The 16,137-nt window shown below is 67.4% G+C and carries 16 protein-coding genes; 8 read left to right on the top strand and 8 right to left on the bottom strand.

Translation table 11 applies throughout. The annotated features are described in order from the left end of the window. Window positions 1-13: 13 nt before the first annotated feature. The 5 genes from gyrB to dnaA all read right to left on the bottom strand — a co-directional run bounded on the left by gyrB (window position 14) and on the right by dnaA (window position 6,912). Window positions 14-2,008, bottom strand: a complete 1,995-nt coding sequence (gyrB, locus tag NS354_RS01800) for a DNA topoisomerase (ATP-hydrolyzing) subunit B (protein ID WP_058592911.1) — start codon at window positions 2,006-2,008, stop codon at window positions 14-16. A 203-nt stretch (window positions 2,009-2,211) separates the two neighbouring features. Further along, window positions 2,212-2,703: a DUF721 domain-containing protein gene (locus NS354_RS01795; protein WP_058592910.1), complete on the bottom strand. Its 492-nt coding sequence runs from the start codon at window positions 2,701-2,703 to the stop codon at window positions 2,212-2,214. After that, window positions 2,693-3,898: a DNA replication/repair protein RecF gene (gene recF / locus NS354_RS01790; RefSeq protein ID WP_058592909.1), complete on the bottom strand. Its 1,206-nt coding sequence runs from the start codon at window positions 3,896-3,898 to the stop codon at window positions 2,693-2,695. Before recF ends, NS354_RS01795 begins: the two co-directional genes overlap by 11 nt. 7 nt (window positions 3,899-3,905) lie before the next feature. Next, window positions 3,906-5,048, bottom strand: a complete 1,143-nt coding sequence (gene dnaN, locus NS354_RS01785) for a DNA polymerase III subunit beta (protein ID WP_058592908.1) — start codon at window positions 5,046-5,048, stop codon at window positions 3,906-3,908. A 397-nt stretch (window positions 5,049-5,445) separates the two neighbouring features. After that, window positions 5,446-6,912, bottom strand: a complete 1,467-nt coding sequence (dnaA, locus tag NS354_RS01780) for a chromosomal replication initiator protein DnaA (protein ID WP_082677847.1) — start codon at window positions 6,910-6,912, stop codon at window positions 5,446-5,448. 409 nt (window positions 6,913-7,321) lie between these two features. On the opposite strand from dnaA, the gene rpmH reads away from it, so the two are divergent. The 8 genes from rpmH to NS354_RS01740 are packed head-to-tail and all read left to right on the top strand — an operon-like array spanning window position 7,322 to window position 12,282. Further along, window positions 7,322-7,459 carry a 50S ribosomal protein L34 gene (rpmH, locus tag NS354_RS01775; RefSeq protein ID WP_010155609.1) on the top strand — a complete coding sequence of 46 codons (138 nt, stop codon included), beginning with the start codon at window positions 7,322-7,324 and terminating at the stop codon, window positions 7,457-7,459. 43 nt (window positions 7,460-7,502) lie between these two features. Further along, entirely contained in the window at window positions 7,503-7,844 is a 342-nt protein-coding gene (rnpA, locus tag NS354_RS01770) for a ribonuclease P protein component (RefSeq protein ID WP_241490297.1), read from the top strand. After that, window positions 7,844-8,149, top strand: a complete 306-nt coding sequence (gene yidD, locus NS354_RS01765; RefSeq protein WP_058592905.1) for a membrane protein insertion efficiency factor YidD — start codon at window positions 7,844-7,846, stop codon at window positions 8,147-8,149. The genes rnpA and yidD overlap by 1 nt, the downstream gene beginning before the upstream one ends. Before the next feature lie 4 nt (window positions 8,150-8,153). Continuing rightward, window positions 8,154-9,107: a membrane protein insertase YidC gene (gene yidC, locus NS354_RS01760; RefSeq protein WP_058592904.1), complete on the top strand. Its 954-nt coding sequence runs from the start codon at window positions 8,154-8,156 to the stop codon at window positions 9,105-9,107. Then, entirely contained in the window at window positions 9,107-9,613 is a 507-nt protein-coding gene (locus NS354_RS01755) for a protein jag (RefSeq protein ID WP_082677845.1), read from the top strand. The genes yidC and NS354_RS01755 overlap by 1 nt, the downstream gene beginning before the upstream one ends. Before the next feature lie 40 nt (window positions 9,614-9,653). Further along, window positions 9,654-10,316, top strand: a complete 663-nt coding sequence (gene rsmG, locus NS354_RS01750) for a 16S rRNA (guanine(527)-N(7))-methyltransferase RsmG (RefSeq protein WP_058592902.1) — start codon at window positions 9,654-9,656, stop codon at window positions 10,314-10,316. After that, window positions 10,309-11,226 carry a ParA family protein gene (locus NS354_RS01745; protein WP_058592901.1) on the top strand — a complete coding sequence of 306 codons (918 nt, stop codon included), beginning with the start codon at window positions 10,309-10,311 and terminating at the stop codon, window positions 11,224-11,226. Before rsmG ends, NS354_RS01745 begins: the two co-directional genes overlap by 8 nt. A 3-nt stretch (window positions 11,227-11,229) precedes the next feature. After that, window positions 11,230-12,282, top strand: coding sequence for a ParB/RepB/Spo0J family partition protein (locus NS354_RS01740; protein WP_058592900.1), 1,053 nt, complete (start codon window positions 11,230-11,232; stop codon window positions 12,280-12,282). A gap of 99 nt (window positions 12,283-12,381) precedes the next feature. On the opposite strand, the gene trxA is transcribed toward NS354_RS01740, so the two are convergent. The 3 genes from trxA to NS354_RS01725 form a co-directional block, all read right to left on the bottom strand. Then, window positions 12,382-12,705, bottom strand: a complete 324-nt coding sequence (gene trxA / locus NS354_RS01735; RefSeq protein ID WP_010155619.1) for a thioredoxin — start codon at window positions 12,703-12,705, stop codon at window positions 12,382-12,384. A 27-nt stretch (window positions 12,706-12,732) separates the two neighbouring features. Beyond that, complete coding sequence (gene trxB / locus NS354_RS01730) at window positions 12,733-13,686, bottom strand: thioredoxin-disulfide reductase (protein ID WP_058592899.1); 954 nt, start codon at window positions 13,684-13,686, stop codon at window positions 12,733-12,735. Window positions 13,687-13,787: 101 nt separating this feature from the next. After that, the gene (locus NS354_RS01725; RefSeq protein ID WP_058592898.1) at window positions 13,788-16,121 is read right to left on the bottom strand and encodes a DUF6049 family protein; all 2,334 of its coding nucleotides are present in this window, start codon (window positions 16,119-16,121) and stop codon (window positions 13,788-13,790) included. Window positions 16,122-16,137: the final 16 nt, after the last annotated feature.

The raw sequence follows: 16,137 nt of genomic DNA, 5'->3' as shown, positions 1-16,137 counted from the left end.
CGGGGTCTCGTTCTCAGATGTCAAGGAAACGCACGTCCTTCGCGTTCTGCTGGATGAAGGTGCGGCGGGCCTCGACGTCTTCGCCCATCAGGGTGGCGAAGATCTCGTCGGCGATCGCCGCGTCTTCCATGGTGACCTGCAACAGGGTGCGGGTCTCGGGGTTCATCGTGGTGTCCCACAGCTCTTCGTGGTTCATTTCGCCGAGGCCCTTGTAGCGCTGCACGCCGCTCTCCTTCATGAGGCGTCGGCCCTGCTCCGCTCCGGCGGCGAGACGCGCGTCACGCTCAGCATCGCTGTATACGTACTCGTCCTCCGCGTTCGACCACTTGATGCGGTAGAGCGGCGGCTGCGCGAGATAGACGTACCCCAGGTCGATGAGGGGCCGCATGTAGCGGAAGAGCAGCGTGAGCAGCAGCGTGGTGATGTGCTGCCCGTCGACGTCGGCATCGGCCATGAGCACGATCTTGTGGTACCGCGCCTTCTCCGGCGTGAAGTCCTCCCCGATGCCCGCGCCGAACGCGGTGATCATCGCCTGCACCTCGGCGTTGTTGAGGGCGCGGTCCAATCGCGCCTTCTCGACGTTCAGGATCTTTCCGCGCAGCGGCAGGATCGCCTGCGTGTGCGGGTTCCGCCCGGTCTTGGCGGAACCGCCGGCCGAGTCGCCCTCGACGATGAAGATCTCGGAGATCGTCGGATCCTTGCTCGTGCAGTCGGAGAGCTTGCCCGGCATGCCGCCGGATTCGAGGAGGCCCTTCCGGCGCGCCGTCTCGCGGGCCTTGCGGGCGGCGAGACGCGCAGAGGCGGCCTGGATCGACTTCCGGATGATGTCCTTCGCCGGCCCCGGGTTGCGCTCGAACCAATCGCCGAGCTGATCGCCCACGACCTTCTGCACGAACGCCTTCGCCTCGGTGTTGCCGAGCTTCGTCTTGGTCTGGCCCTCGAACTGCGGCTCGCCGAGTTTGACGGAGATGACCGCGGTGAGCCCCTCGCGCACATCGTCGCCCGACAGATTGTCATCCTTCTCGCGCAGGATGTTCTTCTCACGCGCATACCGATTCACGAGCGTCGTGAGCGCAGCGCGGAAGCCCTCCTCGTGCGTGCCGCCCTCGTGCGTGTTGATCGTATTCGCGTAGGTGTGCACGCTCTCGGTGTACGAAGTCGTCCACTGCATCGCCACCTCCGCGGCGATCTTGCGATCCGGATCCTCGGCCTCGAAGGAGATGATCTCCTCATTGACGAGCTCCGCGCGCTTCGCGGCATTGAGGTGCTGGACATAGTCCTGGATGCCGTTCTCGTACAGGAACTCGTCGTGCAGCGCGGGGGGAGCCTCGAGCTCGCCCTCGGCGTTCTCCACCGGCTCCTGCTCGCGCAGGTCGGTGAGCGCGATGCGCAGCCCCTTGTTCAGGAATGCCATCTGCTGGAACCGCGTCCGCAGCGTCTGGTAATCGAAGTCGATCGACTCGAAGATCTCGGCACTCGGCCAGAAGGTGATGGAGGTGCCCGTCTCGGAGCTCGGCTCACCCTGTGCCAGCGGAGCATCGGGAACGCTGTCGGTGAACGACATGTTCCACGTGAAACCCTGACGCTGCACCGAGACCTCGAACCGGCGGGACAGCGCGTTGACGACCGAGGAGCCCACGCCGTGCAGACCACCGGACACGGCGTACCCGCCGCCGCCGAACTTGCCGCCGGCATGCAGCACGGTGAGCACCACCTCGACCGTCGAGCGACCCTCGGTGGGATGCTCGTCGACGGGGATGCCTCGCCCGTTGTCGATGACCCTCACTCCCCCATCGGCGAGAATGGTGACGTCGATGAAGTCGCAGTACCCTGCGAGTGCTTCATCCACGGAGTTGTCGACGATCTCATACACCAGGTGGTGCAGACCGCGCGGACCGGTCGAACCGATGTACATGCCCGGACGCTTGCGAACCGCTTCGAGCCCTTCGAGTACCTGGATCGCTCCGGCACCGTAATTCTCCGCGGCGGGAGCCTGCTCTGAACTCATACGTAGAATGATCCTTATCTGGGCGTCTCAGGGCGCGTTCGAGCCCCATCCACTTCCGCCGTCCAGCTTACCAAGATTCAGGCCGCCACAGGCGCGTTGCGGGCCTCAGAACGCCCGAATTCGCAGGGGATCGTCCCCCGGGGTGCGGACGGCAGCCGGCCGAACACGCTCGCGAGCACTGCCGCGGCCCGAGATCGGTCCTGTCAGCCGTACGTATCGCGTGGCCCCCGCCCGGGGACCGAGCGCGGTCCGTGCCTCCAGCTGGGCGCGCCAGGGGCGAGGAACCGGATGTCGCGCACCTCCGAATCCGGGTAGTCGCGCAGCAAACGTGTGAGCAGCTCTCCCCGGAGCCGGCGCAGCTCCGTCGCCCACGTGGTCGAATCGCACTGAATCTGCAGTACTCCGTGGCTGATACCGATCACGCTCGTGTGCTCCGCGGTCGCTCCGCCCGCGAAGTCCGCCCATTCGCCGATCAGACGCGCTTGCTCGAGCTCCACACTCCATCCCATGTCAGAGGCGACCGTCACCAGGACGTCTGAGAGCGCGCGCGGATCGCGGCCGAAGCCGAACGGGCTCCCACCGGGCGCGGAATCGCCCTGTCGTCGCATTCGTCTGCGGTGCGGAACGCCGCGCCACACCGACTTCGCCCGCAGATACGCATCGGTCGCGAATGGCGTACGATCCTCAAGCGCCATCCGTCGACTCCGACGTCTCGGTCGCGGCCTCCGGCTGCAATGCGCCCGCGACGATGCGGGTTCGACGCCAGGCCACGTCGTCGGGAACATCTCCCTCGACCGCCGCCGTCACGATGACCTGTTCATAGTCGGCGACTGCACGCATCAACCGTCCCCGCCGCGCAGCGTCGAGCTCGGCGAACACGTCATCAAGAATGATCACCGGGTCCCCGGCAGTGGATTCGTTCCTTAGCAGCTCGGCGAGAGCGAGCTTCAGCGAGAGCGCGAATGACCAGGATTCGCCGTGGCTCGCGAACCCCTTCACCGGCAGACCGTTGAGAGCGAGCATCACATCGTCCCGATGGGGACCGACGAGCGTGACACCGCGTTCGATCTCGCGACCGCGGACCGCACTCAGGGCTTCCCGAAACTCGTTCGCCAGTGTTTCACGTGAAACGGCCGCCTGCGCCGAAAGATCCTCCGGCGCGGGTGTTTCACGTGAAACGGCCGGAACGGGTCGTGCGTCCCCCACACTCTCGAGCATGGACACGCGGGGCGAATGATCCGCGCCGACCAGCGCGGAGTAATGATCGCGCAGCGGAGCACTCAAGTCACGGAGCAGCTCACGGCGAGCGAGCATGATCTGAGTGCCGTACTCGACCAGCTGATCGTCCCACACGGGGAGCGTTGCCAGTGCCGACGGACCGCGTCCTCGCGCCGACTTCAGCAGCGAGGTCCGCTGACGCACGACTCTTTCGTAGTCGCTCAGCGCGCCGGAGGCGACCGGATGCCGGGCGAGCAGCGCATCGTCCAGGAACCGCCGCCGTCCTGAGGGCTCTCCACGAACGATAATCAGGTCTTCAGGGGCGAAAGTCACCGCGGAGAACCATCTCGTCACCTCGCGAGGACGCACGGTATTGCCGTTCACCTGCGCCCGATTCGGGCTTCCCTGGTTGAGCTGGAGCTCGAGCCGCACCTCGCGCTCGCCTGCACGGACGCGCATGCGGGCGATCGCCGACGACTGGCCCGCGCGGATGAGCGCGGCGTCGCCGGAAACACGATGCGAGCGCAGCGTGGCGAAGTAGGCGATCGCCTCGACGAGATTCGTCTTGCCCTGCCCGTTCTGTCCGATCAACAGGTTCGGGCCGGCCGACATGGCGAGCTCCGCCGACGCGTAGTTGCGGAAATCACTCAGCGAGAGATGCGCTACCCGCATCTCGAACCTATCGCAGCAGCAGGTTCGGCTGCAGGAGGTAGCGGAAGCTCTTCTCGTCCGCGTCGTCCTTGCTGCGCTGGCTGGTGATGAGCACCGGTCCCGGCTTGCCCGGGTTGTCCGTGCGGGTGAAACCGATCCGCGCGAATTCCGAGTGCGTCGAGCGCAGACCATCGAGCAGGAACTGCGGCTTGAGCGAGACCACCATGTCGTCGCCGACCAGATGCGCGTCGACCGTCTCGACCGCCTGGGCCGACTCCGTGCCGGCGGCCTCCAGCGTCACGATGCCCTCGGCGAACGAGAATCGCAGAGCGGCTTCGCGCTCGAGCACCAGTCCGACGCGGCCCACCGCTTCGATGAGTTCGGACGTGTTCACGACGGCGTAGTTGTCGACGCTCTCGGGGAACAGGCGCCCCACCGGCGGGTAATTCCCCTTGATGAGCAGCGACGTCACCGTCTTGGTGCCGCCGGTGAATGCGACGAGCTCGCGATCCGCGTCCTTCACGATGCTCACCTGCACCTCGCCGGCGCCGGAGAACGTCTTGCCGACCTCGGTGACGATCTTCGACGGGACCAGGGCATTCAACGATTCGTTCGCGTCGCGGTGCTCCCAATCGATGCTGCGCGTCGCGACACGGTACCGGTCGGTCGCCGTCAAGGTCACGGAGTTCGCATCGACCTCGAACTGCACACCCGTGATCACCGGCGTGACATCGTCCTTCGATGCGGCGAGCGAGACCTGTGCGACGGCCTCTGAGAACACGTCGGCCGGCACGGAGCCCGACACCGAATCGATCTTCGGGACCTGCGGGTACTCCTCCACGGGCATGGCGGGGAGGCTGAACGAGGCCGAACCGCAACGCACCTCCACACGACTCTCCAGCAGCGATACCTCGACGTCCGAGTGCGGCAGGCGCTGCGCGATCTCGCCCAGCAGACGGCCTGAGACGAGCGCCCGGCCGGCGTCTGCGACGACCGCGGAGATCGACGTGCGGGCTGACACCTCGTAATCGAAGGACGACACGGTGAGCTGGTCGCCCTCGGCCTCGATGAGCGCTCCGCTCAGCAGAGGCTGCGTGGGGCGAGGAGGGAGCAGTTTGACTGCGAAAGACACAGCATCGCTGAATACGTCACGATTGACGGTAAATCGCATCGGGCTTCCCTTCGCACGCGTTCTGGGTCGCGTCGTTCTCCTCGGCCTCACAATCTTTGCATACTCCCGGGGCCTCGGCATCCGGGCGACGTGTCATTCGGCGGACCAGGTGTTCGGCCCGATCCGGATCGCGTGATCGAATGCCCGTCTGGAGAGATGAGAAGTGTTAACAGTGTTAACGGCTGTGGATTCTGTGGATAACCGGGGCGATCCCAATTCTTGTAAGAGAACTACACGAATGTGAGTTGTGCACTCGCGGTGGATGAAGGTCGAACCGCGGAATGATGCCGAAGTACACGTCGGACCCCTCGTGCACAGGACATCGCGATCCATGCACAGGAACGGCTCGGTTCTCCCCAGATATTCACATGTGCATGAATGTCTGTGGATAACTCATTCAGCGCGTGCCCTGCTTGATGCGGGTCGTCAGCTCGGTCACCTGGTTGTAGATCGAACGGCGCTCGGCGATCAGCTGGGAGATCTTCTTGTGCGCATACATCACCGTCGTGTGGTCGCGTCCCCCGAAGAGCTGTCCGATCTTCGGGAGTGACAGCGGCGTCAGCTCGCGGCACAGGTACATCGCGATCTGCCGTGAGGTCGCGATCTGCTGCGCGCGTGTCGGTCCGTAGAGATCATCCACGGACAGATCGAAGTACTCGGCCGTCTTGCTGATGATGTCGGAGGGCTGCACCTCGTTGTCGGCATCGAGCGTGATGAGGTCCTTCAGCACGGTGTGGACGAGCTGCATGTCGATGCGCTGCTGGTTCAGGCTGGCGTAGGCGGTGACGCGGATGAGCGTGCCCTCGAGCTCGCGGATGTTGGAGGAGAACTTGCTCGCGATGAACTCGAGGATGCTGTCGTCGATCACGAGGTTCTCCCGCTCCGCCTTCTTGCGGAGGATCGCGATGCGGGTCTCGAGGTCGGGAACCTGGATGTCGGTGAGCAGCCCCCATTCGAAGCGGGAGAGCATGCGCTCCTCGAAGCCGCGGAGCTGCTTGGGCTGCACGTCGCTGGTGATGACCACCTGCTTGTTGTGATCGTGCAGCGTGTTGAAGGTGTGGAAGAAGGCCTCCTGCGTCTCCACCTTGTCCTCGAGGAACTGGATGTCGTCGACGAGGAGGATGTCGACGCTCCGGTAGCGCGCGTGGAAGGCGGCGCCCTGGTTGTTCGCGATCGAGTTGATGAAGTCGTTCGTGAAATCCTCCGAGCTCACGTAGCGAACGCGCACGTCGGGGAAGAGCTCGCGGGCGTAATGGCCGATCGCGTGCAGCAGGTGGGTCTTCCCCAGCCCGGAGTCGCCGTAGATGAACAGCGGGTTGTAGGCGCGGGCGGGTGCTTCCGCCACGGCGACGGCGGCCGCATGCGCGAATCGGTTCGACTGACCGATCACGAAACTGTCGAACCGGTACTTCTCGTTGAGCCGGCTGTCCACTGCCTCATCGGCCCCGTGCCGGCGTCGCGGTTCTGCAACGGGTCGCTGCGTATCGTGGCGCGGCGAGTCGAACCGGGCGCCGTTGAAATCAGGCGCGTCGCTCTCGCGTCTCTCGGCAGCTGCGGGCGACGGCTCGGGTGCGGGTTCGGGATCGATGTCGGGATGGGCGTCCTCGTCGACGATGACGATGAAGTTGTCGATCTCGTGCGCCTCGGGGATCCGTGCGATGGCGGCCATGATCGCGGGGCGCAGGCGATTCTCCAGCAGCTTGAGCGTGAAGTCGAGCTGCACGGCGAGATAGAGCGTGCCCGCGGCGATGCCGCGCGGCAGTGCGAGTGCGAGCTGCGCGCCGACCGCGGGCCCGACCGCCGGGTCGCCCATGACCGCCTGAGTCACTCGCTCCCAGACTTCCTGCAGTTCGTCCTCAGTCACGGTGCTCCCGGCTCGCTGTTCATCATGAAGAATGCCCGTTGTACCCAGGCTTATCCACAGACGGAGGGGCACAATCTCGCGGAAAAACAGCGGAGTGCGGCCGTGTGGAAACGCTTGCGCCCACGTTAGTCACAGATTTGTCCACAGGCAAGTCGAGTCTCGCACTCGGCGCGGGGGGCACGCCGGTGCCCGCCGGAGCATCCAAATCGAAGCACAACTTTGACGGAATCGTGCGGAAGGCGTAGAGTGAAGACCTTGTATGGGTGGCTCGTGCCAGACGAGCGCATCACCGTGCGCTCGGAACATCCCGGATGCGCGGATCGATCCGCGAGCGCGAGCAGCCAACATCCGACTTCCTCACCGCCCCTGAGGCGTGGGGATCTATCCCATAAGTCACGGAGTCTTCACTATGAGCAAGCGTACCTTCCAGCCCAACAACCGCCGCCGCGCCAAGGTGCACGGCTTCCGCGCCCGCATGCGCACGCGCGCCGGCCGCGCCATCGTGGCGGCTCGTCGCGGCAAGGGCCGCTCGAAGCTCACCGCGTAATCGTCTCACTCCCCCGTCGGTCATGCCTGCACGGCGCAATCGTGTGACCCGGGGAGAGGACTACCGGCAGACCGTTCGTGCCGGACGCCGCGTGGGTGGTGCGTTATGCATCACCCACGCGGTTTTGCGTTCGCCCGCGGACGAAGCGCGTTTCGGCTTCATCATCTCGAAGGCGGTGGGCAATGCAGTCACGCGCAATCTGGTGCGTCGCCGCATGAAGTCGATTGTCGAGCAGCGTCTGCACCGCGGGTTCTCGGGGGTCGACGTCGTGTTCCGGGCACTCCCCGCGGCGGCAGCCGCGGACTTCGCGGATCTGGAGCGGGAGATCTCCCGAGCGCTCGACCGCGTCGAGCGCTGGCGGGCCCCGGCCGAGGCGGCATCGTGATGCGATTCGCCGCCGAGCTCTGGCTGCTTCCGCGGAACGCGGCGCTCGCGTGCATGCACCTGTACCGCAGATGGGTGTCTCCGCTGTACGGCGAGGTCTGCAGGTATTATCCATCGTGTTCCAGATACGCTGTTGAGGCGTATCAATCCCGCGGCTTCCTCGGCGGAACCGCGCTCACCGCGTGGCGGTTGCTCCGCTGCAATCCGTTCACGGCCGGAGGCATCGATGACGTGCCGCCGCGCGCGCACTCCCATTTCGTGACCAACACCCGCGGCTTCGTCCGCCCCATCGAGCGAAAGGCTTAACCCGGTGGACTTCTTCGAAACAATCCTGTGGCCGCTGCGCTGGCTCGTCGAGCTCGTGCTCGCGGTCTGGCACCAGGCCTTCACCTGGCTCGGCATGGATGCGGAGTCCGGGCTCACGTGGGTGCTCTCGATCATCGGTCTCGTCGTCGTGGTCCGTTCGGCGCTGATCCCGGTGACGGTGCGGCAGATCAAGTCGCAGCGGCGCATGATGGATCTCGCGCCCGAGATGAAGAAGATCCAGGACAAGTACAAGGGCAAGAAGGATCAGTACTCCCGCGAGGCGATGAGCCGGGAGACGATGGCTCTGTACAAGAAGCACGGGACGAACCCGTTCTCCTCGTGCCTGCCGATCCTCATCCAGATGCCGGTCTTCTTCTCGCTCTTCTACGTGCTGCGCCACGCGTCCGACAACACGACGGGCATCGGCTTCATGACGGCGGAGCTCACGAAGAACTTCAACGCGGCGGAGCTCTTCGGCGCCCCGCTGAAGATGACGTTCACGCAGGGCTGGGAGTCGGGCAACTGGACGGTCGTGGTGCTGCTCGGCATCAACGTCATCCTCATGATCGGATCGCAGTTCTTCACGCAGCTGCAGATCATGTCGAAGAACGTCTCCGATGAGACGAAGAACTCGCCGATGTACCGCCAGCAGCGCATCCTGCTCTACATCATCCCCTTCGCGTTCCTCTTCTCCGGCGTCGCGTTCCCGCTGGCGCTCAACGTCTACTGGTTCACCTCCAACCTGTGGACGATGGGGCAGCAGTTCATCGTGATCCGCAACATGCCGACGCCGGGCAGCGATGCGTGGCGCGCCCGCCAGGAGCGCCTCAAGGCGAAGGGCAAGATGACCGACGAGGAGAAGCGAGCGCAGGCTCGCGGCGAGGTCACCGCTCCCCCGAAGACGGGCCAGCGTCAGCAGCCCGTGAGCGCCAAGCGATCGAAGAAGAAGGGCAAGTGATGGCGAACGACGACCGCACGACTGCCGACCCGGCGGCGGAGGAGCTCAGCCTGGAAGAGCTCGAGGCCGATGGCGATCTCGCCGCGGACTACATCGAGGGTCTGCTCGACATCGCGGATCTCGACGGCGACATCGATATCGATGTCGCCAACGGTCGGGCCTACGTCTCCGTCTCCGGCGGCGACGCCGACCTGGAGCGACTGACCGGCGCCGAGACCGTGCAGGCGCTGCAGGATCTCACGCGTCTCGCGGTACAGGCGAAGACCGGGCGCTTCTCCCGCCTCATCGTGGACGTCGGCGGCTCGCGCGATGCCCGTGCCGGAGAGCTCAAGCGCATGGTCGACGCGGCGATCGCCCAGATCGCGGCTGGTCGGGACCATGTCGAGCTCGAGCCGATGTCTTCGTACGAGCGCAAGCTCGTGCACGACGACGTTGCGGATCGCGGCTACTTCTCCGAATCCCGTGGCGAGGGGCGCGACCGCCGCCTCGTCATCAGCCGCGCCTGAGCGCAGCTCCGTTTCACGTGAAACTCCCGGAAGGACGACCATGCCCGTCGAGCAGGTGATCGAGCAGGAGCCCGGCGCGGCCGCGGTGCTCGCCGGCGACCGCATCGACGTGCTCCGGGAGTTCGCGGCGGACCTCGGCGCGCGCGGCGAGGAGCTCGGCCTCATCGGACCGCTCGAAGCGCCGCGTCTCTGGACCCGGCACGTGGTCAACAGCGCGCTCCTCGCGCCGCTCATCGGCGCGGGAGCGCGCGTCGCCGACATCGGCACGGGCGGCGGTATGCCCGGCCTCGTGCTCGCCATCGTGCGGCCGGACGCTCGGTTCCTCCTCATCGAGCCCATGGAACGTCGGTGCTCATGGCTCTCCGAGCAGATCGAAGTGCTCGGGCTGTCGAACGCCGAAGTGCGCCGCGGGCGTGCGGAGGAGTTCCACGGCGCGTTCGAGGTCGACCAGGTCACCGCGCGGGCGGTCACCGCGCTGCGGAAGCTCGTTCCGCTGACGGCGCCCCTGCTGCGAGACGGCGGGGAGATGCTGTTCCTGAAGGGATCGTCTGTGGAGAGCGAGATCGAGGCGGCGTCGAAAGTGCTGCAGAAGCATCGCGTGCGCGGAGCCGAGGTCGCAGAGCTCGGCGCGGAGTTGGCCTCGGATGGGCTGCTCGCCGAAACCACTCGCGTCTTCCGCGCTAAAATCGTGAGACATGGCTGAAGCGGAGAAGTCGCTCGTCGGCGACCACCTCGTCGACAAGATTCGGCGACGACGCAAACTCGCGGAGACGGTGTCTCCCCTTCCCTCGGAGACCCGCATCATCACGGTCTCGAATCAGAAGGGCGGCGTGGGCAAGACCACCACGACGGTGAATCTCGCGGCGGCCCTGGCCCGGCGCGGCGCCACCGTGCTCGTGATCGACATGGACCCGCAGGGCAACGCCTCCACGGCGCTCGGCGTGCCGCACCGCCCCGAGGTCACCAGCATCTACGACGTACTGCTCGGAGACGACACGATCCCCGATGCGCTGCAACCCACCACGGATCACGAGAACCTCTGGTGCGTGCCCTCGACGATCAACCTCGCCGGCGCCGAGATCGAACTGGTCTCGCTCGTCGCCCGTGAGCAGCGGCTGCGCACCGCGCTGCAGACCTTCCTCGCGGAGAGCGAGCGCACGTTCCACTACGTGTTCATCGACTGCCCGCCATCGCTCGGGCTCCTGACCGTGAACGCGTTCGTCGCGGCGCACGAGGTGCTGATTCCGATCCAGACCGAGTACTACGCGCTCGAGGGCCTGAGCCAGCTGCTCGGCAACATCCAGTTGATCCAGAAGCACCTCAACCCCGAGCTGCGCATCTCGACGATTCTGCTGACGATGTACGACGCGCGCACGAACCTCGCGCAGGAGGTGGCGGGCGAGGTGCGGGCGCACTTCCCCGACCAGGTGCTCAGCGCGATCGTGCCGCGCTCGGTGCGCATCTCCGAGGCCCCGAGTTACGGGCAGACGGTGCACGCGTACGACGGCGCCTCGATCGGCGCCCTCGCATATCTGGAGGCCGCGGCCGAGATGGCGGAGCGCGGAGCCGGCAGCACGCCGGCAGCAGACATTCAGCACGACGGAAAGGCGTAAGGCATGGCGACCAAGAAACGAGGCGGTCTCGGTCGCGGGATCGGTGCGCTCATTCCGCAGACGGCGTCGGGCGAGGAGCGCCCCGTCGACGTCTTCTTCCCGGCGGGTCCGGCCGCGGGTGCCGCGGGTGCGGCGAGCGCGGCGGGAACGTCGTCGAGCGCGATCGCCGCGCCCGCCGAACGCGCCGGCACTGCGGAGCAGTCGTCGTCCGACCCCGCCGAGACGCCCCTGCAGGAGGTGCCCGGGGCACGACTCACGCGCCTCGACATCGACGATGTCGTTCCGAACCGTGCGCAGCCGCGCACCGAGTTCGATGAAGAGGCGCTCGAAGAGCTGACGCACAGCGTGCGGGAGTTCGGGGTGTTCCAGCCCATCGTGGTGCGCGCGATCGAACCCGAGCCCGCCGAGGGGGCGCGCTACGAGCTGATCATGGGCGAGCGCCGCCTGCGCGCGTCGAAGCGGGCGGGCCTGGAGACCATCCCCGCGATCGTGCGCAGCACGTCGGACGAGCACATGCTGCGCGATGCGCTGCTCGAGAATCTGCACCGCGCCCAGCTCAACCCGCTCGAAGAGGCATCCGCGTACCAGCAGCTGCTCGCCGACTTCGGGATCACTCAGGAGCAGCTCGCCGAGCGCATCGGGCGGTCGCGCCCGCAGGTGTCGAACACCATCCGCCTCCTCCGCCTCCCCGAGCCGGTGCAGGCGCGCGTCGCCGCCGGAGTGCTCTCCGCGGGCCACGCGCGCGCGATCCTCTCGCTCGACGGAGACGTGGAGGCCATGCAGCGCCTCGCCGACAAGGTGGTGAACGAGGGACTCTCGGTGCGCGCCGCCGAGGCCGCCGCCGCCGAGGAGCCCAAGCGCAGCAAGCCGAAGCCGCGCGCCGGCGGTGTGCAGGCGCAGCTCGGGGAGATCGCGGAGCGCCTCGGCGACCGGTTCGACACCCGCGTCGCCGTCAAGCTGGGCGCCAAGAAGGGGCAGATCGTCATCGACTTCGCGACGATCGCCGACCTCAAGCGCATTCTCACCGACCTGGGCGATCCCGGCTTCGGCGCCTGAGCGTCACCCCTGCGGGAGAACGCGAACGGCCGGCGATCGTGGGATCGATCGCCGGCCGTTTCGCCTGATGCGGAGCTCGACATCGCTCCGCCGGATGGGTCAGATGATGCCGTCGAGGTGCTTCTCGATCATCGGCTTCGGCATGGCTCCGATGATCTCGCGCACCTCGCTGCCGCCCTTGAAGACCTTCATCGCGGGGATGGACGTGATGCGGTACTGCGCCGCGAGATTCGGGTTCTCATCGACGTTGAGCTTGGCGATCACGATCTTGCCCTCGTTCTCGGCAGCGATCTGATCGAGCACGGGCGCGACGGCGCGGCAGGGGCCGCACCATTCCGCCCAGAAGTCGACCAGGACGGGGACGTCGCTCTGGAGAACGGCCTGCTCGAAGCTCTGCTCGTCGACGGTGATTGCTTGTGACACGGTGACTCCTTCTGTCGGTTCTTGCGGTTAGACAGTCGCGAGTGCGATCTGCTCGGCCTGCTCGCGCGCCGCGAGATAGTGCTCGGCGTCGAGGGCGGCGACCGTACCGGACGCCGCAGCGGTGATCGCCTGACGGTACGACGGATCGATCACGTCACCCGCGGCGAACACGCCCGGTGACGACGTGCGCGAGCTGCGCCCCTCGACGGCGATGGTGCCGTCGGCGGTCAGATCGAGCTTGCCGTGCACCAGATGGGTGCGCGGATCGTTGCCGATGGCGATGAACAGGCCCTCGATCGCGAGCTCCCGCTCCGTGCCGTCGACCGTGTCGCGCAGCGTCAGGCCGGTGACTTCGGATTCGCCGTGGATCGCGGCCACCTCGGAGTTCCACACGAATTCGATCTTCGGATTATCGAAGGCGCGCTGCTGCATGATCTTCGACGCCTTCAGCTCCTCGCGGCGATGAATCACGTAGACCTTGTCGGCGAAGCGGGTGAGGAAGGTCGCCTCCTCCATCGCCGAGTCGCCGCCCCCGACCACGGCGATCGTCTTCTCGCGGAAGAAGAACCCGTCGCAGGTGGCGCACCAGGAGACGCCGTGACCGGAGAGGCGATCCTCGTCGGCGATGCCGAGCTTGCGGTACGCCGATCCCGTCGCGTAGATGACGGTGTGCGCCTCGTGGACCGAGCCGTCGCCCGCCGTGACGCGCTTGACCTCGCCCGAGAAGTCGACCTCGGTGATGTCGTCGTAGACGACCTCGGTGCCGAACCGCTCGGCCTGCTCCTGCATCTTCTGCATGAGATCGGGACCCTGCACGCCCTCGGGGAAGCCCGGGAAGTTCTCGACCTCCGTGGTGTTCATGAGTTCGCCGCCGATGCCTACGGCGCTCGCGAACAGCACGGGCTTGAGCCCGGCGCGCGCGGCGTAGATCGCCGCGGTGAAACCGGCGGGGCCGGATCCGATGATGATGATCTGGTGCATGACGCTCCTCGCACACCTGGGGATTGTGTCGCGGTGATGACCGCTCGGGTGGTACAACCCATCCTAGGCGCGCCGTATTCCTGGGCGGCTGGGCGCCGGCGCTACATCGCGGGCGGCTGATCCTCGCGCGCCTCCGCCGAGAGCCCTCCGCCGGCGCCCCGGCCGCGCCGGCGCCGCACGCTGCGCACGCTGCCGAAGACGAGGAGCAGCACGGCGAGGCCCCCGAGGGCCCAGAAGATGATCGTCTCGATGCTGCTGCGGATCGTGATCGACAGGGTGCCCGTGAACACCGTCGTCTGCGCTGCCGCGTCCGACACGCTGATGACGAGGCCGGACTCCCCCGACGAGACGCGACTGCGCACCGGCACGAGCACGCGCTCGGTCGTCTCCGCCGGCACTACGACGTCGGCGAACCGGCGCTCCTCCACGGAGAGGGCCGCCGACGCGGGATCGACGTCGACGGAGACCACGGCGTCGAACGGCAGCGCGTTGCGCAATTGCACGGGTACCCGCGACGAACTGCCCACGAGCTGGATGTGCTCCGTGCTGATCGCCTGCACGCCGCTGAGCAGCTCGGCGTCGCGCTTGCGGTAATCGGCGGCGATCTTCGCGAACGCCTGCGCGTCCCCCGCGTACCGCGTCGAGAAGAGCTCGAGCAGTCGGGTGCGCTGGTAGCCGCTCAGATACTCCGGGTGCGTGAGCACGGCGCCGAGCTCGTTCACCGATCCCTCCCGGTTCGAGGCGGAGCGCAGCAGTTCGAGCCGATCGGGAAGGGGGCCCGATTCGCGGAGCTCGACGGTTCCGGTGCGCTGCTCCGCGAGCGTGGTCGGGGTCGACCATTCGAACGCCTCGAGCTGTTCGAGGAGGGCGGCGGGATCGGCGGCGTCCCCCACCGCGCCGCGGTCGAGGGCGATCACGACGCCGTCCGAGCCGCCCTGCGCGTCGACGGCGAGCTGGGCCGCCAACTGCGCGACTCCCCCGGCGCGCTCGGTCTCCGTAGCCGCCTCCAGCGCGGTGCGCGCGGCGTCGTCGAGTGCCGAATCGGTGACGGTCACCGTCGTGCCGCCGAGCGCGGCGCGCGGTCCTCCGGTGAGGTCCGCCCCGTTCGAGCTCAGTACGAGGTCGTCGATGCCCTCGCGCTCGAGCAGCGGAAGGAGGGCGGGATCGGCCAGCCCGTCGGCGGGCCAGGCGCGAGCCGCGTCCTGCTGCGGCCAGGCGAGCAGGTCGGCGAGCGTCGGGAGCGGCTCGGCTTCCGGTTCCGCCGCGCCGTCGGCGTCCGATCCCGTATCCGCGCTCTCGGAATCCGCGCTTCCGGAATCTGCAGCTTCCGCATCAGTACCCGACGCAGAATCGCCGCGCGACGCCGAGCCCTGACCGGTGCCGGATCCCCCGCCGGTCTCGGCGTCGGCACCGGTTGCCGCGTCGGAACCCGCTGCGGACTCCGCATCCGCCGCATCGGCGGTGCCGCCGGTGCCGTCGGAGCCGCCGCCGAAACTGCCGAAGCGGCTGACGAAATCGAGATTGGTCGGTTCGAGCAGGGTCGTGAACCCGAGCGCCGCCTGGGCGGAGGGGTCGGCGTCCGCGAACTGCAGCAGGAAGGATGGGAGCGGGGTCGTCTCGAGTCGACTGAGCAGCAGTTGCGCGTTGCGCGGCGCCTCGTCGCCGTAGGCCCGGATGCCCGCGACGATGCGCGGATCGATGGCCAGCGTCGCCTCGTGGGCGCGCGCCGCGGTGAGCAGTCGGTCCCAGCCGGGGGCGAGCTCCTCGAGCTGCCCGCGCGTCGGCAGGGTGCGGATGTCGGAGGGCAGCACGAACGGCACGATGACGCTCACCGGAATCGACTGCGCCCCCGCGCCCCTCCAGACGACGGCGGTGGTGCTCGACACGGACGGCGGCACGTTCGCCGGCTCGTCGGAGGGTTCGGATCCGAACACCGCGAACCCCGGCTGGGGCTCCTCCGCGAACTCGAGCGTCGCTCCGATCAGGTAGGCGCCCGGCGCGGCCCCCGGGTCGATGGGCACGTCGGCGCGCGGCACGGTCACCGTCGCGGTCTGCTCCGCTCCCGACGCGGTCGGCCCCACCTCGGCCTCGGCGAAGCGGATCCCGGCGGCGGTCGGCTCGGCATCGAGGCTCGCGACGTCGGTGACGCGACCCGAGCCGATCGCGAGCGTCACGGTGCCGGCGGGCAGCTCGGCGGTCGTCGCGTTGCGGATCAGCAGGCCGAACTCCACCTCGTCGTCGGCCGCCGCGATCACCGGTTGGCGCGGCGAGACGACGAGCTCGACGTCCGCATCGCCGCCGACCTCCGCGGAGGGTGCGGCGTCGGCGCTCCGCGGAGTCGCGAGCACGGGGCCGGAGATCGCGCCGATCAGCACGGCTCCGGCGAGGACCCAGGATCCCACGGTGCGCGCGTGCCGACGGAGAACAGGGAGCATGGCGACAAGTCTAGGG

This window comes from Leucobacter chromiiresistens, assembly GCF_001477055.1.
Taxonomy (GTDB): Bacteria; Actinomycetota; Actinomycetes; order Actinomycetales; family Microbacteriaceae; genus Leucobacter; species Leucobacter chromiiresistens_A.
This window is presented reverse-complemented; position numbering and strand designations above follow the sequence as displayed.